The sequence below is a fragment of the Tabrizicola sp. T46 genome (assembly GCF_057219895.1).
Genome location: NZ_JBXVVV010000006.1, coordinates 82,952 through 109,911, shown reverse-complemented (window position 1 = coordinate 109,911; position 26,960 = coordinate 82,952). Strand labels below are relative to the sequence as shown.

Here is a 26,960-nt window from a genome sequence, read left to right as displayed (position 1 = left end):
CGACGATTTCCATTTCTGATTAGCCGCACTAATGTGGCAGTGCACCATAAGTCGAGCAATCCTTGATGATCACAGTCACGAACTTCAGCAAGCAATACAAAGGCTTCACAGCCGTAAAGGACCTCAGCTTTTCCGTGGCTCCCGGACAGATCCTTGGGCTACTCGGGCCCAACGGGGCGGGCAAGACGACGACGTTGCGTGCCCTGTGCGGGATTGTTCCGCCGACGTCCGGGCACCTGACAATCGCGGACCATGACATCGTCAAGGAGCCGATCGAAGCCAAGAAAAGCCTCGGTTACATTCCGGACGACCCTCGGCTCTTCGACACGCTGACGGTCTGGGAACACCTGGCTTTCACGGCCGCCGCTTACAAAGTCGCGAAATTCGACGACGTTGCAGAGGCGCTTCTTCAGTCATTCGAGCTTTCGCACAAGCGCGACACGCTCGTTCACAACCTCTCACGCGGCATGCGTCAAAAGGTGGCGATTGCCTGCGCCTTCCTGCACGACCCGAAGGCGATCCTTTTCGACGAACCCCTGACCGGGCTCGACCCCCAGGGTATCCGCGGCATTCAGGAGGCGATCCGCGAGCGCGCCCGTAACGGCGCGGCAATCATCATCAGCTCGCACCTTCTGGGCCTCTTTGAGACGCTCTGCACCCATGTCATGGTGCTGAACCTCGGCGAGTGCCGCCGGTTCGGAACGATGAGCGACATCCTCGCCGAGTTTGGCGGATCCGATAGCAGTTCGGCCCTTGAGGCCGCCTATTTCACGATCACGCAAGACAAGGCGACGGACGTCTAGACCATGGACCCAGCGCTTCTTCGTCTTCTTGTCATGCGCATGCGCGGCGCGCTTCGCCTGCGGCTGATGCAGCTTATCAGCCTGCGTGGCGTGCTGTTGCTCGTTGCTCTTGGCGGGATCGTCTGGCTGTTGATCGCGTCGGGAAACACGGTCCCGGCTGAATCGCTCTTTGCAGGCGCAAATCTCGATTCACCGGTCATCCGCGCGCAGATCGAGACATTCATGCCGCTTGGAATGTTCGGGATGACGCTACTGACAGTGCTGCTCACAACGGGGCCGTCGTTTCATTTTTCGTCGACCGAGATCAACCTTCTCTTTGTCGGACCGTTCAGCCGTCGTGACCTGCTTCTTTACAAATTCATCTCCTATGCTGCAGGTGCTGCGCTGAGCGCTGCACTCATCATACCCTTTGCCCAATCGCAGACCGGCTCGGCGCTCGCTGCCTTTACCGCCGCGTTTCTGACGCTTCTGTTTGTCCAGTTGAACAGCGCAGCCTTGGGGATGGCCTGGCAGGCGTTCCAGGGGAACCGGCTTGCGCGGTTGAAATGGCCCGTCCTTGCGCTGGTCTTGGCGCTCGCTCTCGCTGCAATGATTCACGCCTGGATCGCCCCGGACTACAGCATGGCCGGCCTTCTGTCGGACCTTCGCCATTCGTTGATCGGCACCATTATCCTGATGCCATTCATCGTTTTCACCGAACTCTTTCTCACACGGGCGCATTTTCCAGATCTGGCTTTCTGGACCGTCCTCGCGATCCTGATCAACATCCTGCTCCTCTATGCTGTCATCAAGCTCGACCGTCACACCTCCGAGTTTTCGTTGGGGGAACACACCCGTCTCAGCAACCGCTGGGAGCGGATGAAGCAAGGCGGATCGTTCTGGGCGACCGAGCGGAGCAAGGTTCCTTCGATCCGCACTGCGCCAGCGCTCGGCGGCCTCGGGCCCATCGCCTGGCGTCAAGCCATCAAGGCCATGCGCAACTCGTCGAAGGTCATCGCCATATTCATCTTCGGTGCGGCCTGCGCCGGACCCATTGCCAAGATGGCCGGAATATCCGTCGCGGGCGAAGGCGGACTGGTGATGATCTTCTTCTTTTTCTGCTTTATGCTTCCGCGCACGCTGATCTGCGATTTTCGTGGCGACCTCAGCCGGATGGAAACCTACAAGACGCTGCCGATCGCTCCGTTGCGAATCTGCCTGGGGCAGCTCGTGGTTCAGGTGCTACTGTCTTATGTCGTAGCATTGACGATGATCGTCAGCTTCCTCGTCTTCTACGACCGTCTAGGTGCGCCTGTTGCTCTGGCTCTGGCAGCCTTTGCTCTTCCGTTCACCCTGCTCCTTTACGCGGTCGAGAACACGATCTTCCTGCTTTTCCCGGCCAAGCCCATACCGATGGGGCGGGCAGACTTCGAGTTTCTCGGCCGGTCCTTGATCGAGTTCATCATGAAGACGATCGTGATCCTCGCCGCGGTGACGCTGGCTTTTGGCGTCGGGATATTCACATTCACGACCCTCAGGTCCACGCTGTTCCTGCCGGGCCTGGCCAGTTGGGTGACGCTGACCCTGATCGCGGGACTCGCAACGGTCGTGATGCAATATGCCTTCCGAAAGTTTGTGGTCGCAGAGACTTTCGACTGAGCCAGCGAAAGAAAGAGCTTCAAGGGAAGTTGTAGGGCGTGTCCGACTTACCCGCCGACGGTACGGTTTGCCAGCTTGCCCACGGCCCTTCACCGACTACACCTCCAGCTGTCCGACTTGGCGCACGCCAACTCGCTTCCCTGCAATTGCCGCAATTTCCCTGCCTGACCACCGACAGTCCGCTTTCCACCCTCTTTGTCAGTTGTGCTGCAACGCCTGAGGGTCATCTGGCCATTCGAGGGGAGCGCGGTCTAGGAAATTTCTTTGGCCCAAGCAAGTTCGACCCGAATCCTCAGGGGCAAGGGTTCCGGCTACTATGTTTTCTCTTTGTACCGAACCAATGAGATCGAGCCCTTAGATTCAGTCTTTATGAATGCGAAGTCATCCCCATCGTAGGTACATTCGACGATTGTATCGACCTCGTCTTTTCGCGGCGTCCAAGCGACCAGTCTGATGCTCTGCGTCGGTGCATATTGATGCCGATAGAATTCTGAATTGTAACGACCCATTATCTGGAAGAAAGCACTAGCTCAGGAACAGCTGGGAAATTGCTCCTTTGTGTATTGCACCGTTCAGCGTGCAATTGAGACCGAAATTTTTCGCGCGGGAGCTATAAGGCCCCGGTGGGGCGAGCCCCGTTATACACCTAATTTTCGGATGGTCAATGCAAATTTTCTGGGCCGAGCCAATTTAACTGATCGAATACGAAAGGTTACTGGCGCCGATCAGAGCTGAACAAAGTGAACTCTTGAGTCTACTATTTCTTGGCGGTATCTTCTCCTTTTCTTGCATTTTTTCTTGCACAAAGAATGGTGTTTGATGTTGAGGGGTTCTTTAGGTCGTAAGCGGAACCTTCCGGGCAGTTTATCCTTTAGGAGTAGAAAGTAGCGGCAAGGCAGATTTCATGCTCCCGGATGTTCTTTTCTCCAAGGCCGGCGAACAACTTTCCCAACTTAGTACGAGGTCGAAATACCCCTCCATTTTCGCCCTCATTCTTTAGGGGTTCTTTAGGTATCGACTTCCTTGCCGGGTATCTCTGGTCCGTCGCCAAGGACGAGAAGGCGAAGATCCAGACCGATGCGGCGAAGTTCAACCACTACAAGGGCTACATCCCCTCGGAACGTCGGGATGGGATCGACCTTGTTGTGCGGGACGACAGCGAGCACAATGCTCTCATCGCCCGGGGTTACACCCGGATGGGAGATTATAAGGGCGCCGGTGTAGAAACGGGTAAAAAAGGGTATTACTTCTCGACCGTGGCGGGCAACGGCACATATACCCAAGGTGCCATGCAGACGGTCCAGCAGTCGGCTTCGGGTGTGGATCCTCGCACCGGTCGCACGATCTCTGGCACGACTGCAGGGGTGATCTCTGGGCGTTACCTGGGGATCATCCAGCAACGCTTGCGGAACGCCACCAGGGGGCCTGTGGAGGCTCTCCTGCCGGTCTATGATGCCAAGGGCAATGTGGTGGCCTATGAGCGTCACATGGCCCCTCACGCGCTGGCTGCGCTGGAGCGGAACACCCATATGGGCGAGATGCTCGGTGCCTGGGCTGGTCGCCAGGCTGAAGAGGAGCTGGGCCAGGAGTTCAACCGCAAGCTCGTCGACAACCTGAAGACCATCTGGGACCGGGACAAGGGCAAGCGGGCAGACGAGTTCGTTGATCTGTCGCAGAGCCAGGACAAGGTCCATATCGACAGCTGGGAGATGGTGCCCAACGATCTCAGGGCTTACATCCAGTCTGTGTTCGGGGCTGATGGCTTCCCGATCCGGAAGGACATGATCAACAACGCGGTGGGTTACCGGGCAGCGTCGATCACCGATCCCTGGACCGGGATCTCGCGGCTGGATGACAAGCACCAGGAAGCCTTCGTGAAGGTGGCGACTGCGGTGATGGGCAAGGATGCTTTCACCTATCTGGCTACGGCCGAGAAGGCGATCCAGGCTGGTGTGTCAGTGGTGAAATCGACCATCGTGGTGCGGTCGATCATCATTCCGATGGCCAACCTGGCTTCGAACGTGATGCAGCTGGCCATGCACGGAGTGAGCTTCCGGGACATGTATCAGGGCTACCAGACGAAGCTTCTGGAGATCACGAAGTATCAGAAGAACTTGAAGAGGGCGATCGACATCAAGGCGGAAATCACCGCCCAGAGAACCAACCCGGACGCAGTGCGCCGGCTGGAGACCGAGCTGAAATCGCTCGAAGATGCCAATCGCCGGATGTCGATCTGGCCACTTGTCGAAGCCGGGGAGTTCGCAACGATCTCCGAGGGGCTGACAGAAGTGGACGCAGCGTTGGCAGAAGGTAAATGGGCGGAATATATCCAGGGGCTGATGGACAAGGTGCCAGCCAAGCTGGGGACGTTCGGACGGTATGCTTTCATCACCAGGGACACGGATCAGAGACCGCTACGCCTTGCCCAAGCGCGGTATCCCTTGGCGAGAAACCAGCCGCGTCTGTCAGCATTCAAAGCAAGACTTGTTCTGTTGCGGCAAGAGATTTGCCGATTTAAAGTCGCTGAAGGCACCCGACCCCACTGGGCTTTATGGCTTTTCTGAACTTCCTCAGACCGAAGGCTGAAGACAAAAGGCCCCTGCTCGAGCGTTGTCTGTCGGTTGATCTGGAGGTCAACCCAAAGACCATCGAGATCTTCGACATGGCTGCGGTGCGGTTCGGTGATGGGCCTGCGGTTGTAGCGCCAAAAGGCAACATCAAGCAGTCGCTCGACCAACTCGAGAAAGCACTTGAGAAGACGCCGCACGTGCTCGGCCACAACATCCTCCGCCACGATATAGAGCACCTTCTGGCGAAGCGCCCGCGGCTGGCCGCAAAGATGAGCGCGCCGATCGATACGCTCTGGCTCAATCCGCTGGCGTTTCCGCGCAACCCCTACCATTACCTGGTGAAGCACTATCATGACGGGCGCTTGCAGGCGGGGCATGTGAACAACCCCGAGCGTGATGCACGGTTGGTGTTCGAGGTGCTTGAGAACCAGATCAAGGCGCTGACCGAGATCGAGGTACACTCGCCGGAAACCTTGCTGGCCTATCATTTCCTTGCAACGCGAACGGACCGCTCAGGAGGGTTCGATGCCGTTTTCAAGGAAATCCGTAAAGCCTCTGCACCGGATCGCACCGTAGCGCTTTCGGCGATCAAGGCGCTACTTCAAGGCAGGGCTTGTGACGCGCAGATAGGTACGGGCTTAGAGAAGCTGTCGGATCCTAGACTGGGCTGGCCGATGGCCTATGCGCTGGCTTGGATTTCGGTCTCCGGCGGAGAGTCCGTCATGCCGCCATGGGTGCGAGCCAGTTTTCCGCAGGCGGCCCTTATCGTGCGAGAGTTGAGGGACACAAACTGCGGCGCAGGCGCATGTGACTGGTGCGCCAAGATGAACAACCCCATTAGCGCACTCAAGAAGTGGTTTGGTTTTGCTGGCTACCGTTCCCAGCCGGCGCACACCGACGGAAGACCCCTGCAAGAAGTCATCGTGGCGGAAGCCATGCAGCATGCGAACGTGCTTGGTATCCTGCCAACTGGTACCGGAAAGTCGGTTTGCTATCAGGTGCCTGCCCTTAGCCTCTATGAGAAAACCGGGGCGCTGACGGTGGTCATTTCTCCATTGGTGGCGCTTATGGCCGACCAGGTGCAGGGAATGGAGCGTGCGGGGATTTCGTCTTCCGTGACGATCAACGGCATGCTCTCGATGCCTGAACGACAAGATGCACTTGACCGCGTTCGGATGGGACAGGCAGCAATCTTGCTGATTTCTCCTGAGCAGTTGCGCAGCGTCTCGATCCGTTCGGTGCTGGCGCAGCGCGAAGTGGGGCTTTGGGTACTGGATGAGGCGCATTGCGTCTCGAAATGGGGGCACGACTTTCGGCCTGACTACCGCTACATATCTCGCTTTATTCGTGAATTCTCAGGCGACACAACCGCAGCACCCGTCCTGTGCTTGACGGCCACGGCCAAGCCCGAAGTGGTTTGCGACATTTCAGAGCATTTCCGGGAGCGCCTTGGTGTCGAACTGGAGTTGTTCGACGGTGGTGCTACCCGCACCAACCTCAAGTTCTCGGTTCTGGCGACCGGCAAGGAAAGCAAGCTCGGGGACATCCTGACTACCATTTCGGAGCGCCTGCCTGCAGACAACAAATCGGGGGCCGTGGTCTACTGTGCGACCCGCAAAGAAACGGAACGCGTCGCAGCCTTCTTGAAGAGCCAAGGGCTGGCCGCCGAGCACTTCCACGCGGGTCTGACAGCTGAAGAGAAGCGGACTGTGCAAGAGCGCTTCCGTGTGGGCGACCTGCGTGTGATTGCAGCCACCAACGCCTTCGGCATGGGCATCGACAAGCCTGACATCCGACTTGTGGTCCACGCCGACATCCCAGGATCACTCGAGAACTATCTGCAGGAGGCGGGTCGTGCCGGCCGCGATCGGGCACCTGCAGAGTGTGTGCTTCTCTATCACACCGACGATGTCGAGCGGCAGTTCAGCCTCACCGCGCGCTCGCGCCTCGAACGCCATGAGATTGGGGCCATACTGAAAGCGCTGCGCCGCATCGACGAGCACACCCGCAACAGCGGTAAGGTCGTGGCAACGCCCGGCGAAATCGTGCGCGAAGAGAAAGATCGAGAGTTTGTGCGCGACAGCGCCACGGATGACACACGCGTCAAGACAGCAGTCTCCTGGCTTGAAGAGGCAGCATTGGTCTCGCGCGAGGAAAACCGGGTGCAGGTGTTTCCGTCCTCACTTCTGGTGCGCACGCTGGAAGAGGCCAAGGCCCGATTGAAAGGGGCGGAAATCACCGAAGCGCGTCGGGAGCAGCTTCTGACCATCGTCGAACATGTGATGAATACTCCCGCCGATCAGGGCATCTCGACGGATGAGCTGACTGGCATCAGCGGGCTGTCGCACAAGGCACTGAGCAAGGCGATGGCGGATCTAGAAACCCTCGGCATCGCGCGCAACGACATCGCCATCACGGTCGCTGTTCATATCGGGGGCAATAACTCATCGCGTCAGAGGCTGGCTCGGTCGGTGCGACTGGAGCGGGCGCTTATTGCGCGAATGCGCGAACTGGCTCCTGAGGCTGACATTGGTGACAGTGTGCCGCTTGATCTGGCCGCGGCATGCCAGCTCTTGCGCGGGGAAGGTCACGAAGACGCGAGCCCGCATGTCATTGACAGGCTTCTGCGCAGTATCGAGCGAGACGGGCGCGACAGTGACGGAGGGCTTGGCAACATCCGCCTGCGCAAGATGTCAAGCAGGACAATGGAGGTTTCATTGCAGCGCTCCTGGCGGGTCGTTGAGCAGACTGCCGGTGTGCGCTGGATGGCAGCCGAGAAGCTACTTGAATTCCTGATTGGCAAAGCGCCGGCAGGTGCCCGCGGCAAGGACGTTCAGGTCGAGACGACCATCGGCGACCTCTTGGGGGCATTGAACGGGGATGCCCTGGTCAAGGCATCCGGCGTGAAGGAGATGACCAAGCTTATGGAGCGCGCGTTGTTGTGGCTCCACGAGCAGCAGGTGCTGACGCTTGGCAAGGGGCTGACCGTTTTTCGCTCGGCAATGACCATTTACCTGAAACCGGGACGCGCAAGCTTTGTGAGAAAGGATTTCCTGCCCCTCGAAGAGCACTATCGCGAACAGACCGTGCAGACCCATGTCATGGCCGCCTATGCCGAAAAGGGCCTGGAGCGGATCGAGGATGCGGTGCGTCTGGCGAAAGACTACTTCGAACTCGATCAGGACAGTTTCCTGCAGCGCTGGATGCCGGGTCGCAACGTCGAGATCCGCCGCCAGACCACCGGAAAGGCCTGGAAGCAGATCGTTGATGACCTGAGGAATCCAGTCCAGCAGGAGATTGTTGCGGACGATCGCGAGGCGACCAACGTGCTGGTGTTGGCGGGGCCAGGGTCGGGCAAGACACGCGTGCTCGTCCATCGCATCGCCTACCTGCTCCGGGTGAAACGCGAAGACCCGCAGGGAATCCTCGTGCTGACCTACAACCGGCACGCAGCCGCCGAAATCCGCGCCCGTCTGCGCAACTTGGTTGGCGACGATGCTGCGCGGGTCACCGTGTCTACCTGCCACGCGTTTGCGATGCGACTTGTGGGGGCAAGTTTTGCTGGACAGACAACCGAACAGCAGGACTTTGACGCGGTCGTTGCGGAAGCAGTGCGCCAGATCAACGGCCAGGGCCTGAGCCGATCCGACGCCGAGGCACAACGAGAGACGCTCATTCAGGGCTATCGTTGGATTCTGGTGGACGAATATCAGGACATCGGCGAAGTCGAATATGCGCTCATCGCAGCCATAGCGGGGCGCTCTCTCGAGGATCCGGATCAGCGGCTGAGCCTCTTTGCCGTAGGCGACGACGACCAGAACATCTACGCCTTCAAGGGCTCCAAGGTCTCGTTCATTCGCCAGTTCGAGGAAGATTACCGCGCCAAACCCAGGTTCCTGGTCGAGAACTACCGCTCGACCCGCTACATCATCGATGCGGCCAATCAGGTCATCGAACCCGCGCGCGGACGCATGAAGGCGGGACACCCGATCACGGTCGACAAGATGCGCAGCCTTGAGCCGGGCGGTGGCATGATGGCGGGCCATGATCCTGTTGGCAAAGGCCGTGTGCAGTTCCTTGACGTGGTGCACGACGACGTTGCGCAAGCGCAGGCAGCGGTTGATGAGCTTGTCCGAATCTCTCGGCTTGACCCTGACTTCAGCTGGGCCCGCACGGCGATCATTTCCCGCGACTGGCGGCGCCTCGGACCCGTGCGTGCCTACGCCGAAAAACTCGGGCTGCCGGTAGAAATGGCTAACGAAAAGCTCCCGAGCATCTGGCGCCTGCGCGAGACGCAGCGTTTCGTGGCAGGTTTGCGCAGACGCCAGGCAGAGATGTTCACGATTCAGGGCCTTCTCGACGTGCTCAACGAGCAACCGTCAAACCGCTGGGTCGATCTCTTGGCGGAAGGCATCGCGGAACTTGCGCGCGATCTGGGAAAGAAGACCATACCTGTTCCCGATACCATAGAGTGGCTTGCCGAATGGGCGCGGGATGTCCGTTCAGGGCAGAGGGGGCTGCTTTTGCTGACCGCTCACCGTTCCAAGGGCCTCGAGTTCGATCATGTGGTGATCCTGAACGGTGGCTGGAAGGCGCTCTCGCAAGGCGAGGACGGCGAAGCCCCGCGCCGCCTCTTCTACGTCGCGATGACCCGTGCACGGCGCAGCTTGGCAGTGGTGACTAGCGGAGAACACGCGTTTGTGCGGGCAGACAGCGAGAGTGAGGTATTGCGCAAGGTCGAGATGCCACATCGGTCTGATCTCCAAGAGCCTGACCAGTATCAGGTGCCTGATCAGACCTCTGTCGACTTATCTTATGCCGGTCGGTTGGCGACTTCCAACCCAACCCATGCAGCAATCGCCGCGGCGAAAGTCGATGACCCGGTGACACTTGAAAAGCGTGACGGGAAGTGGCTGATCCTCGACCGCGACCGCCGACCACTTGGTCGGATGGCTGGAAACTGGGCGCCTCCCGCGGGAACCATACTGGTGTCAGGTAGAGTCGGCGCAATCATCCGCTGGCGTAAACCCGACAACGAAGAGCGCTACCGGACCTACATCAAACACGAAGAGTGGGAGACGGTCTTGCCTGAACTCGTTTTCCGGAGGGACGCAATTTGAAGCTGCGGCCTTTAGGTTTCTATGATGGATCAAAGGAAGAACACCGGATCCCAACATATCAATGACTTACCTGGCCGCTGTCATCCACAACCGGCGGATGCGGCTGTAGCCTATACGGTGAACCAGGTAGGTTGCCCCGTTGAGCTAATGTTGAACCGGAACGCCGGCTTCCAAGTTCTGATTCGCCCTTTTGTGTGACTTGTGACCGATCTTTTGGCCGTCACGTTCAGCCAAGGCACAGCCCACCTGCGCTTCAGACAACCGACCGGCAAAGCGCCCGACCCTCTTCATCTGACCGATTTAGCAGGTCCCGCCACCCGATAGCGCCTGGACAGCCAAGCAGAAATCTCTAGCGTATTTCGATAGTTGAGGTCCACGTGGTGTCTGATTCATTTCCCGATTGCCCAGTTTGTCAGATGCCGGGCCCCTTGGCAGCGCCGCGCCATGTGGGCAACTGGGCAGACTTGACGGCGTCGGAGCAGTTCGGACTACTGGCGAAGCTAGGCGAGGCCTTAGCCGCCGGTGCGCAGGGGTTTCAGGCATGCACCGACTATGGCCATTTTCGCCTGAAACCCGCGTCGGCCGAAGTGGCCCGCCTTGCGACGGGTGCAGGCGACCCACTCCTCCCATTGATCGCCCGCGGCATTGACCGAGCAGACAACGTCGATCTGGCCGTGGCTTTTGCAATGGACTCCGGCGTACAGCTGATCGAGCCTTGGTTTCGCGATCTGCTCGGGCGCGGCGGCTGTCTTCGGATCGTTGTCGGCGATTACATGGATGTCACCGAACCTGCAGCGCTCTACCGGCTGGTCGATCTGGACGGGGCCGACCTTCGGGTGTTCGAAACAGGCTCCGGGTCGTTTCATCCCAAGGCTTGGCTGTTTCGTGCGGCCGACCGACAAGGAGCGGCCATCGTCGGCAGTTCCAACCTGTCACGGACAGCGCTCACCACTGGAATCGAATGGAACCTGCATTCCGAGGGCGCGGCCGATGCCGTGGCGCCAGCATTCGAAGCCCTGCTGGCACACCCGCAGACCCGCGCATTGACGCCCGACTGGATCGAAGCCTACGCCGCACGTCGCCGCTCCACGCCGCTGACCGACATGGCCCAGCGCATCGTGTCGGATGAACCGCACCAGCCGCCTCCCCTGCCCCACAGGGTCCAGGCCAAGGCCCTGGAGGCACTGGCGGCCACCCGGGCGGCGGGCAAACGTGCGGGCCTCGTGGTTCTGGCCACAGGGCTCGGCAAGACCTGGCTCGCGGCCTTCGACAGTCGTCCCTTCGCCCGCGTTCTCTTCGTGGCGCACCGCGAGGAAATCCTGTCGCAGGCAATGTCGTCCTTTCGGCGCATCCGCCCAGAAGCGCGTTTCGGCCGCTATGACGGCACCGCGAAGGACGATGGCGCCGAGATCCTTTTCGCCTCGATCCAGACGCTGGGCCGGGCGGGCCACTTGCGCCGCTTTGCGCCCGATGCCTTTGACTACATCGTGGTGGACGAGTTTCATCACGCCTCGGCCGCGAGTTACCGCGGCCTTCTGGAGCACTTCACCCCGCGCTTTCTGTTGGGCCTGACCGCAACCCCGGATCGGTCGGATGGCGCAGACCTCCTGGCCTTGTGTGGTGACAATCTGGTCTACCATTGTGACCTCTTCGAAGGCATCGAGGCGGGCCTTTTGTCCCCTTTCCGCTACCTCGGCGTGCCAGACGAGGTGGACTATGCCGAGATCCCCTGGCGATCCGCCCAGTTCGACCCCGAAGCGCTTGAGGCCGCGCTTGCGACCGAAACCCGCGCCCAGAATGCGCTGGACCAGTTCCACCGGCACCGCGAAGGCCCGGCAATCGGGTTCTGCTGTTCCGTGCGCCACGCTGAATTCATGGCGGCTTACTTCGCTGCCCGGGGCCTGCGGGCCGTTGCAGTCCACTCCGGCCCCGGCTCCGCCCCTCGGGCCACGTCCTTGGGGCAGCTGGGGCGAGGTGAGATCGACATCCTCTTTGCCGTCGACATGTTCAACGAAGGGGTCGACGTGCCGAACATCGGCACCGTAATGATGCTGCGCCCGACCGAAAGTGCGATCCTGTGGTTGCAGCAACTCGGGCGCGGTTTGCGGCGGGTCGAGGGCAAGCTGTTGCGAGTCATCGACTATATCGGCAACCACCGCATCTTTCTGACCAAGCTGCGCTCTTGGCGGCTGGACCGGGGGACCGGTCGCTCAGCCAGCGGCTGGATCAGGTGCTCGCGGGCACACTAGTTCTGCCGCCGGGCTGCAGCGTGACCTATGATTTGCGCGTGGTCGAAATCTTGCGTGACCTTCTACGGCCGAAGTCCGGCATGGAAGACTTCGAGGCGCAGTACCGCGACTTTCGCCTTCGCCATGAGAGGCGCCCGACGGCAGCCGAGATTGCGGGGATGGGCTTTGACCCCGGACGCAACGGCCACGGCGGCTGGTTCGACTTTGTCCGCGATATGGGCGATCCGGTCGACACCGCCGCGCAGGCGCGCGAGTCGGCGCTGCTTCGGCAGCTCGAAAGCGACCGGGCCCTGAACGGTGCGGCAATCTCGGCGCTGGGCACCCTCACGACAGGCAAGTCGGCACCCGAAGAAGGGCTCGCCTACTGGGCGCTGAACCCTCATCTTCGCCGCGACGGCAATCGACTGACGCTAACCCGCCCAGATCCAGAAGGCGCAGCCGCAGCCATGATCGTCGAACTGCTGGACTGGCGCGCGGCCACCCTGCCCGACAAAGACATCGACGATCCTGCCGCGCCCTTCACCGGCGCAGGACCAATTCTCTGGCGCGAATACTTGCGCGAGGCGATCCCGCCCTTGTTCGGCGCGACCTTCAACCCCGGCAACTGGAACAGCGGGATCGTGCGGCTGAACCGGGACCTGATCCTGCTGACAACGCTGAAGAAGGGAGGGCTGGCCACCGGGAACCACTACGAGGACCGGTTCCTGTCGCCCGACCGCATGCAGTGGCAAAGCCAGACCCAGACCCAACGCGAGAGCCAGATCGGCCGGATGCTGTCGGGCCGAGAGCCCGGCACAAAGGTGCATCTCTTTGTCCGCTCCGGCAAACTGCGCGAAGGGAAGGCAGCACCTTTCCTCTATTGCGGTCAACCGACTTTTGTCAGCTGGGAGGGTGAGAGGCCCATCACAGTGGTCTGGCGCCTAGAAGAACAGGTTCCCGGTCATCTTCGCCCGGGGATTGGCCTAGTGTGAGGAATGATGCCGCGCGAACGGCCCTTTGCGGACCTTCGATCAGTGGCGGCGAACTATGGCCGCAAGAGCCCATAGCGGACGATCGCCACCAAGCATCGCGAGATCTAACTGCCGGCAGGTGCAGCAACGCACCATACCCTTTGCGTCATGTAATGTACCGTCAGGGGGAAGACCAATCGTTGGGTCGATGTGGGAGAAACTCGGGCTGACGACGACGGCACTTCCTGCGGCTGGCCAGCTTGCAGCATCGTGCGGCGAAACCTCGTGCTTCGCTTACATTACGGCGAACCAAGCTCTTCAGTAGTTGAGGTGCGGCGCACACATCGGAACCCCACATGGCTTGTCGAGGTATCGACCGGCTCGGGATGCCTAGCCGCCGGTCGGTAGCGCATGCAGTAATTCGGGGCGCAAAGATGAGAGCCGCCCTTAAGGACCTTGCGCGGAATGCGCGCCGCGTCGGCTGGATCGATGCTGTCGTCTCGTGCCGGTCCGCGAGGATTACTGGGAATGCAGCAGGCCTTTGCTGCGTCGGCGGGGTGGCGGGGGACGAACCAGTCCTGCGTCCATTCCCAAGTGTTCCCGATCATGTCGTAAAGACCGTATCCGTTCGGCGGATAGGACTTGACCGGCGAGGTGCGCAGAAACCCGTCCTCGCGCGTATTCTCCATCGGAAAACGGCCCTGCCAGGTGTTGGCCATGTGCCGCCCGCCCGGTGTCAGTTCGCTGCCCCAGGCATATTCAGCACCGTCAAGCCCGCCGCGTGCCGCAAACTCCCATTCCGCTTCGGTCGGAAGGTCCTTTCCCGCCCACCGGGCATAGGCAAGGGCATCGGCATAACTGATGTGAACGACGGGATGGTCCCATATTCCCTGCAACGACGAATTGGGACCATAGGGTGCGCGCCAGTAGGCACCGAAGGTATAATCCCACCAGACCAGGTGGTTGGCTGTCGGCACGGGCCGTGTGGGTGGACGGAACGTCAGTGATCCGGCCCGCAGCATGTGGGGCAGCGCACCCGGATAGTCCTCGGCCCTTGGCGGTGTCTCGGCCAGCGTCTTGTGCCCTGTCGCGTCGACGAAGGCCTCGAACTGCCGGTTGGTCACAGGGGTTCTGTCGATCCAGAAACCGTCCACTTGTACGCGGTGCGCCGGGCCTTCTTCGGGATAGTGGCGGTCCGACCCCATGACGAAGGTGCCGCCGGGGATCGGCACCATGCCGTCCAGACCAATGTCGATCGAACTATTGGGCACGTTTGTCTCCAGCAATAATGCTTGGCCCCTTGTGTTCAAGGTTCCGGGAAACTCGCAGGTCTGCGTCAGCTTACCAAAGTCTCCGACGCTGGCATTGCTGCACACTGGGCATCATTCTGTCCGGATCGTCACGCTATCTACGGTTCCGGTAAAGTCGTTGTCGCCTTCGGTATAGGCCTCGGACACCGGGGTATCGGTATCGGTGCCGACGTTGGCTCCGTCGTAGAAGTCGAACACCCCAGCGACCGTTGCCGGAATCCTTGTCTGGGCGATTTCGGTCCCGTCAAGACTGAGGACCGCCGTCCCGCCTGCACCCAAGGTCTTCAGGTCATCAGAGGTGAAGGCCAGGGTCAGCGTATGCTTGCCGGCGGCAAGCGCCTCCTTTCCTTGCATCCGCGTGCGTTCCAGGCCGTGGTAGTTGTACTCATAGGTCGGCCGTCCCCCGTCCATGTAGATGGTCCAGCCTCCGAAGCGGCCGCCCTGCGAGAAGATCACCCCCTCGGCTTCGGAATCGGGCACCTCGATCTCGGCCGTCACGGTGTAGTTGACCCCCTTGATCGAGATGATCGAAAGCTCGGGCAAGCTGACCATGCCGTCGTAGAACGTCATCTCGGTGCGCCCGCGCAGGATGTCTGGCCGCCCGGCAACGGCGGGGACGGCCCGTTCGGCCTTGCGGTCGTCCAGCGGATAGACCTTGTTGCGGATCGCTTCGGCATCGAAGACCGCAAGCAGTTCTTGCAGCTTCGCGGGGTTCTCGGCGGCGACGTCGACGGCCTGTGCAAAGTCGGTCTCGAGGTTGTAGAGTTCCCAGACATTATCCTCGAAGGCTGGAAGCTGCTGCCGGAACAGCCAGGGGATGTTGTGCACGGTCGAGGCCAGCCAGCCGTCGTGATAGATGCCGCGGTTGCCAAAGACATCGAAGTACTGCGTCGTTCGGTTCTCGGGCGCGTCTGCATCGGTAAAGCTTGGCACCATCGACGTGCCGTCCATCGGCCGCTGCGCTACGCCGTTCACCGTCGTTGGCTGCGGCAGGCCAGCGAGGTCCAGGATTGTCGGGGCAACGTCGATCACATGCTGGAACTGGCTGCGAACGGCCCCGGCGTCGGTGATCAGTTCGGGCCAGCGCACGGCCATGCCAGTGCGGGAGCCGCCCAGGTGTCCGGCGATCTGTTTCACCCAAGGATAGGGTGTGTTGCCCGCCCAAGCCCAGCCCATCGCGAAGTGCGGATAAGTCTCGGGACCACCCCACTTGTCCATGTATTCCATCATCTGCTCGGTGGTGCCGATGATGCCATTCAGCGCGGCCAGCTCGTTGAAGGTGCCGGCCGGCCCACCCTCGGCACTGGCCCCGTTGTCGCCGGCGATGTAGATCACCACCGTGTTGTCCAGCTCTCCGATGTCCTCAAGCCTGTCGACCAATCGGCCCACCTGATCGTCGGTATAGGCTGCATATGCGGCGAAAACCTCCATCTGCCGCGAAAAGAGCGCCTGTTCTTCGGGTGTGAAGCTGTCCCAGGCCGGAATCTCGTCCGGGCGCGGGCTGAGCTGCGCATCCTGCGGAATGACCCCCATCTCCTTCTGTCGCGCAAAGGTCTGTTCGCGCAGCACATCCCAGCCCATGTCAAACTGGCCCTTGAAACGCGCGATCCAGTCCTGTGGAACGTGATGGGGCGCATGGGTGCCACCGGGTGCGAAATAGATGAAGAACGGGTCGTCCGGTGTCAGCGAATGGTGGGTGCTGACCCAGTTGATTGCCTGATCGGTCATGTCCTCGGTAAAGTGATAGTCGTCGTCGCGCTGCAGCTCGACGCGGGTCGTTCCGTCATAGATCATCGGCGCCCACTGGTTGGCCTCGCCACCGATGAAGCCGTAGAACTTCTCGAACCCCGACCCGGTGGGCCAATGGTCGAATGGCCCGGTTGTCGTAGCTTCCCAGCCCGGCGTCTCGTGGCTCTTGCCGAACGCCGCGGTGCTGTAGCCATTCTGGCGCAGGATTTCGGCAAGGGGCGTGATCGTGTCGGGACGCAGGAATGTCATCCCGGGGAACCCGGTCGCCATGTCGGCAATCTCACCGGAGTTGACCGCATGGGAGTTGTGCCCGCTGAGCAGGGCCGCGCGCGTGGCGCTGCAAACCGCCGACGTGTGGAACCGGTTGTAGCGCAGCCCTTCCTGCGCAAGCTCGTCCAGCGTGTCCATCTGCAATGGTCCACCGAAAGCACCGGGCATGCCAAAGCCCATGTCGTCGATGAGGACCAAAAGCACGTTGGGCGCGCCTTCGGGCGCCCTCACCTGAAAGATGGGTGGCATCTCAGCCTTGCGCCAATCCGGTTCCGTGATCGGCGCGATCTCCGGCTGCGGAATGGGCAGGACCGTACGGTCAAGCGACGTTTGCGCGAACGCGGAATGACCAAACGACAGAATGGTGGAAAGAGTCAGTAGCGTCAGGGTCTTGGTAAGCCGCATCATCGATCACTCCCGTTACGATCTTGGCCTTGGCTCCGCGGTGAGCTGAGAAACGCTCCGACGACACCCGCAAAGGCCAGTGTTTCCCATTGCGACTTGCCCACTTTCGCGGACCCGTCAATCTGACTGAACACGTCGGTCAGCTCCGTCTGTTGCTGCAGAGCCATGACAAGGGGATGCCCTGATCAAGCTTTCCAGCATCGATGCTAGTGCCTGAAAAGTCTTCGTGCTACCGCAATTTTCAATGGTGAAAAGACTGCGGTTGTCTCAAGTGGCTACGAACCTGATCCCAACTGCGAAGGCCCAAGCGTTTGGGAAGTCGTTGGTTCGACTGTGAAATGACAGCCAGATATGGTGGTTTCTAAATGACATAGAGATCTTCGCCGAGGAAGACGGACACATGGCACCCGGTTCTGGTCTGCACGTGGGATGCTTGCACATCCGGCGCTGAGTCGCGTAGCTTATCTGCGAGCTTCAGTTTGGGCGGGTTGAAGGACCACTGCCAGTCAACTGGGCAGACATAAGGAGTGCCGCATGAGCGTCTATGACATCATTGCTTGGGTGGTCTTTATAATCCTGGTTGCGGCTCTCGTGATCATCGCGTTCAAGCTGGCGGGGCTTCCAGGCAAGATCGCGCGCAGTCGCCAGCACCCGTGGGCGGAGGCCGTAAACATCGCGGGCTGGCTTTCTTTCTTCCTCGGCTTCGCCTTCTGGCCGCTGGCGCTGATCTGGGCCTATGTCGATACGCCTGTCCCCGCCGAGCGGAGGACAAAGCCATGATCGTAGCCATCCTCGCCATCTATGGCGCCTTCCTCGCCCTTCTGGAAAAGCTTGGCGTGATCCGGTGGAACCGGTTCTGGATCATGTCCATTCCGGCCCTCTGGGCAGCCCTTCAGGTCGCGCTTCTGATACCGATGGGGTGGACCAGCCCGCAAGGCCCGGCCATCGTTCTACGGAATACCGTGCAAATCACACCCGACGTGACCGGCGAGGTGATCGACATTCCCGCAGTGCCGAACACCCCCCTCAAGGCCGGAGATGTCCTTTTCCAGATCGACCCAAAGCCGTTTGAGGCAGCCGTCGCCGCGCTGGAAGGGCAACTGTCGGTGCGGGAAGAACAACTCGCTGCTGACGAGGCATTGCTGGAACGGGATGTCCGCTCGCGCTTGACTGTGCTCGAGGAACGGTCTGTCGTAGAAGGGCTTCGCGTGCAGCTTGATCAGGCGCGCTGGAACCTCGAGAACAGCACAGTCCGGGCACCCGCTGACGGTTTTGTCACGAACGTGGCCCTGCGTGTCGGGTCCAGGGCTGGCGGCGCTCCGGTAATGGCGTTCATCGACACGTCGACAACCGGCGTCGCAGTCGAGATTACCCAGGCGAACGCCCGCTACATCGTGCCGGGGCAGACCGTCGAGATCGCCTTCAAATTCGCCCCAGGCGAGATCCACACGGGCAAGGTCCGGACTCTCGTCCAGGCGATCTCGACCGGACAGGTTGCGCCGACCGGCCTGGCCGCCACGCCCGCAAAGATCACAGCTGCACCCTTCATTGCTGTGGTGGACCTTGACGACGCGGAGTTTGCCCGCACGCTCCCAATGGGTGCAATGGGCACAGCAGCCATCTACACCGACCGCGGGGCCATCAGCCGGCCGATCCGCAAGATCATCCTGCGCCAGACGTCGATCCTAAACTACGTTCTGCCGTTCTAGCGTGGCAGTCCGGCCTGACGCGGCGTACCAACTGTGCGGCGGCTACACTCCGTGAACCGCGGGTACGCGCCCCTGCCTTACCGCTGCCGAAAGGGCATCATAGTCCTTCTGGTTCTGGTCGCGATAGGCACAGGCGAAGCGGGCGACGGCATCGGGAACAGCCTCGCTTTGCCCACAATAGCCGGTGATGGCGGCAGCTTCGCCGGACTTTGCATGCGCAAGGGCCAGCGCCCAGCCGCAAAGACGAGCATAGGCGTATAGCCCAGCGATCCGTTTCAAATTGCCGGTGGAAAACCCGGGGCCACCCTTCATGTCGGCAAGTTGTCTGACGTAGAAGTGCCCGATCTTGCTTTTGCCGTCCGGGCCCCATCCGAGGAAGATGTCCGGCGAGCCCTGGATCATCCGCTGGCCGAAAACAACCCGCTCCCCTTCGTTTGCAAACGGGATGCTCCGTGGGAAATAGCGAGACAGGACCGAAGGCCTGGCCTCCTTCACCTGAAGGAACAGGGGGTCGTGTTCATCGTCCCCTTGCAGCAGCAAGACCCAGCAGTCGGTGCCCACGCTCCCGACGCCGACAACCTTGCGGACGACATCGACAATTCGGTAGCGTTGCAAGAGATCGCGGCGATCCGGACCAAGCGAAGCGAGGTATGACGAAAGCATTCGGTCCAATGCGACCGGCACTGGAGTTCCGTCCGCCAGATGGGTTTCATGCACGATGATCGGGCGTTGTTCGATCAGCCTTGGAGACCCGTCGATCACTTCCGTCAGTCGCTCCAGCGACTGGATATGCCCGCGGCGATGGGCGCTTTCCATGATTTTCTTTGCGTCGGGGTGAAACTCTTCAGGCAAGTTCTTCAGGATGCGTCGCTCGTCGATCCGGTCGTACCAAAGCTCAAGGTGACCCATCTGGCTGAAGCGTCTCATTCGTTTTACGTATGCGTCAGCAACACTCCAGGCAGCTTCCTCTGCGTGGGCTGTGGTCCCGCCAATGTGATCTGCTGCGACTGCGGCGCTGGTCGCGAGACGTTTGAGGTCCCATTCCCATGGGCCTGGATGCACCTCGTCGAAGTCGTTGATCGCGAAGATCAGGTCGCGCTCTGCCGAGGCGAAGAGCCCGAAGTTTGATACGTGCATGTCACCGCATGCCATGACATCGATGCCGCTGCGGGTGGACCCGGCAAGGTCTGCCGCCATGATCTCGGCGCTGCCCCTGAGGAAGGCAAAGGGCGAGGCAAGCATCCGCCCCATTCGAACCGGGACAAGCGCCGGAATCCGGGATGCATTCTGGCGTTCGATCAGATCGACCGGATCCGGGCGTTCCGCGCGATGTGAATGAAAGGCGAGAGAACTGCGGGGGCAGGCAACGCGCCGTGCACGCCCCTCGGCCATCCGTTCGGCAGCGGACGGGTGAGACCTCGTGAAGAACTCGACAAAGGGGAGCGAGGGTATCGCACTGTCGGCCATTGCGATCTCTGAGTCGTTTGTTGGCGCACCCATGGTAAACCGACTGTCCTGCTTGCTGCGAACCGAATGTGCCCGTCTGACGAGATCAGGATCACAGAAGGAACGGATGCACGCTACGTAAACTCGGACTCCACCGAACTTGGCAAATTGACGATGGGCGGGGATCGGAGACGAAACGCGCGGTACTGGGGTTCGTTCCTAAATGACGGCATCAGGTCACCCAGAGGTCTTCCACAACTTCAACATCTTTCACTGAAGGAAGTCAGGAACAAGTTTCGCGGTTCCAGGCGTGTCGACAGATGGTCCGTTACGTTCTCACTTACTGATGCCCGAGCGAACGACCGCTTTCTGTCCTAGTCGGTCGGAAGGGATTGCCGTGTCGACTGTCCACTTTCCGCCCCTAGCGACTGCCAAGCCATCGACGCTCGCGGCCCTTCGTCACTACCCCACGCCCCTCAACCGCGGCTTCAGAATCTCGCCTACCGCGATGACCCCGGCCCGCAAGGGCGCGTCGATCAGATGGGCGTAGCGTTGGGTTGTGCTGATCCAAGGGTGGCCGAGGAGGCGACAGATCATTTCTAGTGTGTCGCTGCCGGAGACCAGCAGAAACGCGAATGTATGGCGCAGGTCGTGGATGCGGACGTCAGGAATCTCGGCCACCTTCTACATCTTCGGCCAGAAACGCTTGGGGTCGCCGACCGGCTGATCGGGTACATCGCCGGGGAAGAGGAAGGGGCAACCCTTGGGGACGATGTCGCGCCGGAAGCCAGTTCGGGCTTTTGCTTACAGTAAAATCAGAGGCCTTGTAGGAACATCGGCTGGCAGTCTAAACTGAGGCATGAGCTGACGACATCAGGTTGGGCTCAGGACCGCCAAGCAATGCATCTTGCATAGCTGGCCACCAAGCCGCATTCGGCACACTCGTCCATCATGGAATTCTGATGGATGTTTTTCATTGATTTGGAAGAACGAGGGGAGCATGTCCCAAAATGTCAACCAGAGCCAAAGGTGCCCGTCTCGTCTGGGTCGACCGAACCGCGCATAAGCGGGAATCCTATTGGTGCATCCGAGACGGAGCTTCCCGTATCTCGTGTGGGACAATCGACCGTCAGTCGGCTGAAGAACAACTCGCGCGCTACATAAGCGAAAAGTATCGGCCCACCGGGCCGGTATCGGCTCAGGAGATGACCATCGATGGTTGTCTGATCTGCTACGCGGAAGAGCATGCCGCCCACGTTGCCGCACCCGAGCGGATCGGCTTTGCCATCGAGGCACTGGCTAAGTTCTGGTCCGGCCGCAAGGTCTCCGAGGTCACTGGTTCCACCTGCCGGGCCTATGCCAAGTCCCGCAAGACCAAGTTCGGTCAGCCGGCTTCCCCCGGCACGATCCGACGTGAGCTCAACGTCCTGCAGGCAGCGATCAACTACTGCTTCAAGGAGGGCACTCTGACCTCAGCTGCCCAGGTTGCCCTGCCTGCCAGACCCGCCCCCAAGGAACGCTGGCTCACCCGTCAGGAAGCCGCCTGGCTCCTCCGGGCTGCCCGCAATCTCAGGATCGACGGCCAGCACCTCGCCGACTTCATCCTCTGCGGCCTCTACACCGGCTCCAGGAAGACCACGATCCTGGAGCTGCACCTCGACACCCCGACGATCTACGGCGGCCACGTCGACACCGTCCAGGGGCTCCTCTACCGCAAGCCCATGGGCAAGGTCATGTCGATCAAGAAGCAGGGCACCGCAAGGCTTCCTCCCCGCTACCTGGCTCACCTTCGCAGGCAGGTCAGGAACGGCCGCAAATACGTCGTGGAAGACTACCAGGGCCGACGGGTCGGAGACATCAAGCATGGCTGGCAAGGCGCTCTGGCGCTTGCCCAGACCATGGCCAGAGCCAAAGGGATCGATCTCGATCTCTCCGACGTCACCCCTCACACCCTCAAACACACCGCCATCACCTGGGCGCTGCAGAAAGGCGCCCCAGTCTGGGATGCGGCTGGGTATTTCTCGACCTCTGCAAAGACCCTCGAGGAAGTGTACGGGCACCACTGCCCGAACCACCAGCAAGCGACAATTCAGGCCCTGAACAGGCGAGCCTGATGTGGATTCGACGTCCAACGCGCATCCATCCTGCATCCCAACAGAAAATGGATGTGGTTATCTTCGGCTAAGTCATTGATTTTCTGGCGCACCCGACAGGATTCGAACCTGTGACCTCTGCCTTCGGAGGGCAGCACTCTATCCAGCTGAGCTACGGGTGCCTGCGGGGTCTTTAGCGGAAGGTGGCGGGGGTTTCAACGGCAAAGGCCATCCCCGGGGCAGGAGAATGCCGTGTGCCTCCTGCCCCGTCGCTGCCCTGCCCTGCAGCTAGCCGAAAAGCTCGTGACAGAACTCGAGCGCAGAGACCAGCGCGTCGACCTCTTCAACCGTGTTGTAAAGCCCGAACGAAGCCCGGCACGAGGCCGGAATCCCCAGCTTCTGCATCAGCGGCATGGCGCAATGCGTCCCTGCGCGCACAGCGATGCCGCGCTTATCGAGGATGGTCGAGATGTCATGGGCATGGGCGGCCCCGTCCAGCGTGAAGCTGAAGATCGCCCCCTTCGTGTCTGAAGTCCCTTGCAGATTCAGCCAGTTCAGGCCCGACAGGCGGTCACGCGCATAGTCGCGCAAGCTGCGTTCATGGGCGGCCACGTTGTCCATGCCAAGGCCCGTCAGGTAATCCAGCGCCACGCCAAGGCCGATTTGCTGCACGATCCCCGGGGTGCCCGCCTCGAACTTCATCGGCGGGTCGTTCCAGGTGACGGTATCGCGCGTCACTTCGCGGATCATGTCGCCGCCGCCGAGGAAGGGGCGCATCTCGGCCTGACGCTCGGCCTTGATGAAGATCGCCCCGGAACCGCTTGGTCCGTATAGCTTATGTCCCGTGACGGCATAGAAGTCGCAGCCGATGGCCTGCACGTTCACCGGCATATGCACCGCAGCCTGGCTGCCGTCGACCAGCACTGGCACGCCCTTCGCCCTTGCGCCCGCGCAGATCGCCGCAACATCGACGACCGTCCCGAGGACGTTCGACATATGGGTGACGGCCACCAGCTTCGTGCGCGGGCCGATGGCGTCGATTACAGCCTGCGGGTCAAGATCGCCCTTTGCGTCGACCTCCACCCATTTCAGCACCACACCCTGCCGTTCGCGCAGGAAATGCCAGGGAACGATGTTGGCGTGATGCTCCATCACCGAAAGGACGATCTCGTCCCCCGGCCCCAGCCTTGGCGCGGCCCAGGCGTAGGAGATGAGGTTGATGGCTTCCGTCGTGCCGGTAGTGAAGACGATCTCGTCTTCGGACCGTGCGTTCAGGAAGCGGGCGATGATCCCGCGCGTCGCCTCGTATTTCTCGGTCGCGAGGTTGGACAGGTAGTGCAAGCCGCGGTGGACGTTGGCATATTCCTGCGAATAGGCCTGCGTGACCGCGTCGATCACCACCTGCGGCTTCTGCGCCGAGGCCCCGTTGTCGAGATAGACCAGGGGCTTGCCGTTCACCTGCCGCGACAGGATCGGAAAGTCGGCGCGTATCCGTTCGACGTCAAGCACCTTGCAAGGCCTCCGGTCCGAGGAAGACTGTCAGGATCACCGCAAGCACAAGGGCCAGGGCAAAGCCCGCCCCGATCACCCCTGCAAGGACCGCCCAACGCGAGGCAAAGCCATGCAGCTCGGCGATGAAGCTGGTCAGCAGCCAGAAGAAGACGATGAAGCCGGCAAGACTGACCAGCCCGGCAACGGGCGGAATCAGGATGAAGGCCAGAAGCTGCACCAGCTGGACACCCAGCATGATGACCTGCAGCCAGACCACGACCAGAAGCGCGTCGGTAAGCGAGCCTGTGCCGCCGAAGGCCCGGCCGATCTGGTAGATGCAAAGCACGGTCACGGCCAGGATCACCCACTGGACCACGGCCGTGCGGATGGGGCTCTGGCTCATGAACCCGGCAACCGCATCGTCTCCCGGCGGCAGGAAGAAGAAGCCGAGGTGAAACACGACCGCCGACGAGACCGCGACCAGCAGTAGGCCCGCCGTCCGCGCCGGCAGCGGCACCCCCATCCGCAGAAGCGCGCGAACCCCGTCACGCGGGTCCTCGAATGTCCGTTTCGCCAGGGCGACAAGCTCATCGGTAAGCGCCATCATCCGCGTTCCGCCTCGACAAGAAGAGTGATCCAAAGCCACAGAAACGCGGCCAGCACGATCAGGCCGACCACGGTCGCCTGCGTCCCTTGCCCGAGGAAGCCGACGACCAGACCGTTCAGCAGGAAGAGCGGCGAGACGCACAGAAGTGACCAGAACAGCGCCAGACGGGCCCCGTAGTAGGTTCCCCTGCCGCCAAGCATCCGCGCGATCAGATGGCTTACCAGCGCGACCCCGTAAAGGACGACCGGCAGGATGAACATCGTGGCCATGAGGGCACCGCCGATCCGTGCGTCGAGCGGGACAGAGGGGTCAAGCGTCGCGGCGCGTGACAGAAGGGGCCATTGCGCCACGAACATCAGGCAGCAGGCCCCCATCAGGATCGCAAGGGCACGGTCCTCGCGCACGCCCCCATCCAGCCGCGCCCGCAGGATGTCGCGGGGCCGACGCCAGGTGGCAAGGATTTCCTCGGTCACCGTCACGCAGCACCCCTTCCGGCATGGCGCGCCAGCCAGCCTTCCAGCCGGCCGCGTATATCGTCGGCAATCGCCTCGTCCTCGACCTCGTCGATCGCCTCGGCGAGGAAGGCCAGTACCAGAAGCGCCTGCGCCGTCGCGCGCGGCACGCCGCGGGACTGAAGGTAGAAGAGTGCCGTCTCGTCGATGGCGCCGGAGGTGGAGCCGTGGCTGCATTTCACGTCATCGGCGTAGATCTCAAGCTCGGGTTTGGCCAGGAACTGGCTGTCGTCGTCCAGAAGGAGCGACTGGCTGATCTGGTACCCGTCCGTCTTCTGCGCGCCCGGTTTCACCAGGATCTTGCCCTGGAAAACTCCGACCGCCCCGTTCTTCAGAACCTTCTTGAAGACCTGGCGGCTTTCGCAACCTTCCGCGGCATGCGTGACGAAGACCGTGTCGTCATGGTGGAAGTCGCCATCACCGACGGCAGCCCCTGCGACGTGAGCTCGGGCATCCGGGCCTGCAAGCTCCAGCACCGCTTCGTTGCGGGTAAGCCGGCCGTTCGCGGTCAGCGTGAAGGACTTGAAGAGCGACCCCGCCCCAAGCCGCGCGAAGATATGCGTCGCGGCGCGGCGTTCGTGGTCGCGGCCCTGCACCCGGATGTGGTGGAAGCGCGCGCCATCAGCGACCTCGACCTCCATCACCTTGGTGAAGCGCGCAGCGGCCGGTCCGTTTTCCAGGATGGTCAGCTCGGCCCTGGCCTCAAGCTTGATGCAGTGGTGCAGCATGGCGTCAGAAGTCGTGGCGGCATGGAAATAGACCAGCGCCACGGGCCGCGCCGCCTGCCCGGTCACCCGGATCAGCATGCCATCGGTCGCGGCGGCCGTGTTCAGCGCCGCAAGGGGCCGCGCGACGGGCGTCTGCCCCCGGGCCTCGAGCACGCCGTAAAGGCCTTGCGCCCAATGGATATCGGCGCCGCCCGCCTGGGCCAGTCGCTCGATCTCCACCCCTGCAAGGGTCAGGTCGTCCGAGGCGGCAGGATCGAAGACCCCGTCGACGAAGACGATCTTCAGCCGGTCGATCGCATCAAAGACCGGGGCTTCGTCCTGCGGGTTGAAGACCTTTGCCACCGGGGCCGAAGGGGCGTTCAGACTGGTCGGATCGGTGTAGCGCCAGTATTCGTCCCGCTTCGTGGCCAGACCCATCGCCTTGAGCCGCCCCAGCGCCTCGCGCCGGGCCTGTCCAAGCCAGCCGCCGCCCGCTTCAGGCACGCCCACCGCGCGCAGGCGGTCGGTCAGCGCATCGTCCTTCGCTTGCGCCAAAGCCATCAGCCCACCTCGTTCAGGATGTCGGCATAGCCGTTCGTCTCGACCTCCAAGGCCAGTTCGGGCCCGCCGGTCTTGACGATCCGACCGGCGGCCATGATGTGCACGACGTCCGGCTTGATATGGTCCAGAAGCCGCTGGTAATGGGTGATGACAAGGAACGACCGCCCGGCATCGCGGAGCGCGTTCACCCCATCCGAAACCAGCTTCATCGCATCGACGTCAAGACCGCTGTCGGTCTCGTCCAGGATGCACATCCGGGGCTCCAGCATCGCCATCTGCAGGATTTCGTTGCGCTTTTTCTCGCCTCCCGAAAATCCGACGTTGACCGGGCGCTTCAGCATCTCGGCGTCGATCTTCAGGGCCTTCGCCTTCTCGCGCACCAGTTTCAGGAAGTCGCCGGCGCTGACCTCGGGCTCGCCCCGGGCCTTGCGCTGCGCGTTCACCGCCGTGCGAAGAAAGGTCATGTTGCCCACGCCCGGAATTTCCACCGGGTACTGGAACGCGAGGAACAGCCCAGCCGCCGCCCGTGCCTCGGGCTCCATGTCCAGGAGTTCCTGACCGTCCAGCGTGGCTGAACCTTCGGTGACCTCATAGCCGTCGCGGCCCGAGAGGACATAGGACAGCGTCGATTTCCCAGACCCGTTCGGCCCCATGATGGCATGCACCTCGCCCGGGCCGATCTTCAGATCGACCCCGCGCAGGATGACCTTGTCCTCTTCCTCAAGTTTCACGTGCAGGTTCTTGATTTCCAGCATTTTTCTCATCCATCC

At 61.4% G+C, this 26,960-nt stretch carries 17 protein-coding genes, 1 tRNA gene and 1 pseudogene; 9 read left to right on the top strand and 10 right to left on the bottom strand.

The features are described from left to right. Nucleotides 1-65: 65 nt before the first annotated feature. The 6 genes from AC2D9V_RS17500 (at nucleotide 66) to AC2D9V_RS17475 (ending at nucleotide 13,351) form a co-directional block, all read left to right on the top strand. Nucleotides 66-803, top strand: coding sequence for an ABC transporter ATP-binding protein (locus AC2D9V_RS17500; protein WP_484715372.1), 738 nt, complete (start codon nucleotides 66-68; stop codon nucleotides 801-803). A 39-nt stretch (nucleotides 804-842) separates the two neighbouring features. After that, on the top strand, nucleotides 843-2,441 hold the full coding sequence (locus AC2D9V_RS17495) for a hypothetical protein (protein ID WP_484715371.1): 1,599 nt from the start codon (nucleotides 843-845) through the stop codon (nucleotides 2,439-2,441). Between the two features lie 914 nt (nucleotides 2,442-3,355). Further along, a complete protein-coding gene (locus tag AC2D9V_RS17490; protein ID WP_484715370.1) occupies nucleotides 3,356-5,005 on the top strand; it encodes a hypothetical protein in 1,650 nt (549 codons plus the stop codon). A 98-nt stretch (nucleotides 5,006-5,103) separates the two neighbouring features. Beyond that, nucleotides 5,104-10,131 carry a RecQ family ATP-dependent DNA helicase gene (locus tag AC2D9V_RS17485; RefSeq protein ID WP_484715386.1) on the top strand — a complete coding sequence of 1,676 codons (5,028 nt, stop codon included), beginning with the start codon at nucleotides 5,104-5,106 and terminating at the stop codon, nucleotides 10,129-10,131. Between the two features lie 464 nt (nucleotides 10,132-10,595). Next, nucleotides 10,596-12,380, top strand: coding sequence for a DEAD/DEAH box helicase family protein (locus AC2D9V_RS17480; RefSeq protein WP_484715369.1), 1,785 nt, complete (start codon nucleotides 10,596-10,598; stop codon nucleotides 12,378-12,380). Between the two features lie 20 nt (nucleotides 12,381-12,400). Further along, nucleotides 12,401-13,351, top strand: coding sequence for a DUF3427 domain-containing protein (locus AC2D9V_RS17475; RefSeq protein ID WP_484715368.1), 951 nt, complete (start codon nucleotides 12,401-12,403; stop codon nucleotides 13,349-13,351). A gap of 278 nt (nucleotides 13,352-13,629) precedes the next feature. Here AC2D9V_RS17475 and AC2D9V_RS17470 read toward each other — a convergent pair whose 3' ends face one another. Both AC2D9V_RS17470 and AC2D9V_RS17465 read right to left on the bottom strand, forming a co-directional pair. Continuing rightward, nucleotides 13,630-14,601, bottom strand: a complete 972-nt coding sequence (locus AC2D9V_RS17470; RefSeq protein WP_484715367.1) for a formylglycine-generating enzyme family protein — start codon at nucleotides 14,599-14,601, stop codon at nucleotides 13,630-13,632. Between the two features lie 111 nt (nucleotides 14,602-14,712). Then, nucleotides 14,713-17,067: a sulfatase-like hydrolase/transferase gene (locus AC2D9V_RS17465; RefSeq protein WP_484715366.1), complete on the bottom strand. Its 2,355-nt coding sequence runs from the start codon at nucleotides 17,065-17,067 to the stop codon at nucleotides 14,713-14,715. Between the two features lie 531 nt (nucleotides 17,068-17,598). Between AC2D9V_RS17465 and AC2D9V_RS17460 the strand changes: the two genes are divergently transcribed. Further along, nucleotides 17,599-17,844, top strand: coding sequence for a DUF3302 domain-containing protein (locus AC2D9V_RS17460; protein ID WP_484715365.1), 246 nt, complete (start codon nucleotides 17,599-17,601; stop codon nucleotides 17,842-17,844). Then, nucleotides 17,841-18,773: an HlyD family secretion protein gene (locus AC2D9V_RS17455; protein ID WP_484715364.1), complete on the top strand. Its 933-nt coding sequence runs from the start codon at nucleotides 17,841-17,843 to the stop codon at nucleotides 18,771-18,773. The genes AC2D9V_RS17460 and AC2D9V_RS17455 overlap by 4 nt, the downstream gene beginning before the upstream one ends. A 42-nt stretch (nucleotides 18,774-18,815) precedes the next feature. On the opposite strand, the gene AC2D9V_RS17450 is transcribed toward AC2D9V_RS17455, so the two are convergent. Together AC2D9V_RS17450 and AC2D9V_RS17445 are read right to left on the bottom strand one after the other, a co-directional pair. After that, entirely contained in the window at nucleotides 18,816-20,240 is a 1,425-nt protein-coding gene (locus AC2D9V_RS17450; protein ID WP_484715363.1) for a DUF2252 domain-containing protein, read from the bottom strand. 441 nt (nucleotides 20,241-20,681) lie between these two features. Continuing rightward, nucleotides 20,682-21,002 (bottom strand): annotated as a pseudogene (locus AC2D9V_RS17445) (tyrosine-type recombinase/integrase); the annotation flags it as partial. 422 nt (nucleotides 21,003-21,424) lie between these two features. Between AC2D9V_RS17445 and AC2D9V_RS17440 the strand changes: the two are divergent. Beyond that, the gene (locus AC2D9V_RS17440) at nucleotides 21,425-22,333 is read left to right on the top strand and encodes a tyrosine-type recombinase/integrase (RefSeq protein ID WP_484715362.1); all 909 of its coding nucleotides are present in this window, start codon (nucleotides 21,425-21,427) and stop codon (nucleotides 22,331-22,333) included. Nucleotides 22,334-22,417: 84 nt separating this feature from the next. On the opposite strand, the gene AC2D9V_RS17435 is transcribed toward AC2D9V_RS17440, so the two are convergent. The 6 genes from AC2D9V_RS17435 to sufC all read right to left on the bottom strand — a co-directional run bounded on the left by AC2D9V_RS17435 (nucleotide 22,418) and on the right by sufC (nucleotide 26,945). Next, a tRNA-Arg gene (locus AC2D9V_RS17435) sits at nucleotides 22,418-22,494 on the bottom strand. A 106-nt stretch (nucleotides 22,495-22,600) separates the two neighbouring features. Further along, a complete protein-coding gene (locus AC2D9V_RS17430) occupies nucleotides 22,601-23,821 on the bottom strand; it encodes a cysteine desulfurase (RefSeq protein ID WP_484715361.1) in 1,221 nt (406 codons plus the stop codon). Further along, on the bottom strand, nucleotides 23,814-24,407 hold the full coding sequence (locus AC2D9V_RS17425) for a Yip1 family protein (RefSeq protein ID WP_484715360.1): 594 nt from the start codon (nucleotides 24,405-24,407) through the stop codon (nucleotides 23,814-23,816). Before AC2D9V_RS17425 ends, AC2D9V_RS17430 begins: the two co-directional genes overlap by 8 nt. Next, nucleotides 24,407-24,889: a YIP1 family protein gene (locus AC2D9V_RS17420; RefSeq protein ID WP_484715359.1), complete on the bottom strand. Its 483-nt coding sequence runs from the start codon at nucleotides 24,887-24,889 to the stop codon at nucleotides 24,407-24,409. The genes AC2D9V_RS17425 and AC2D9V_RS17420 overlap by 1 nt, the downstream gene beginning before the upstream one ends. Beyond that, nucleotides 24,886-26,190 (bottom strand): Fe-S cluster assembly protein SufD, encoded by a 1,305-nt coding sequence (gene sufD, locus AC2D9V_RS17415; protein WP_484715358.1) that lies wholly within the window; start codon nucleotides 26,188-26,190, stop codon nucleotides 24,886-24,888. Before sufD ends, AC2D9V_RS17420 begins: the two co-directional genes overlap by 4 nt. Further along, nucleotides 26,190-26,945 (bottom strand): Fe-S cluster assembly ATPase SufC, encoded by a 756-nt coding sequence (gene sufC / locus AC2D9V_RS17410; protein ID WP_484715357.1) that lies wholly within the window; start codon nucleotides 26,943-26,945, stop codon nucleotides 26,190-26,192. The genes sufD and sufC overlap by 1 nt, the downstream gene beginning before the upstream one ends. Nucleotides 26,946-26,960: the final 15 nt, after the last annotated feature.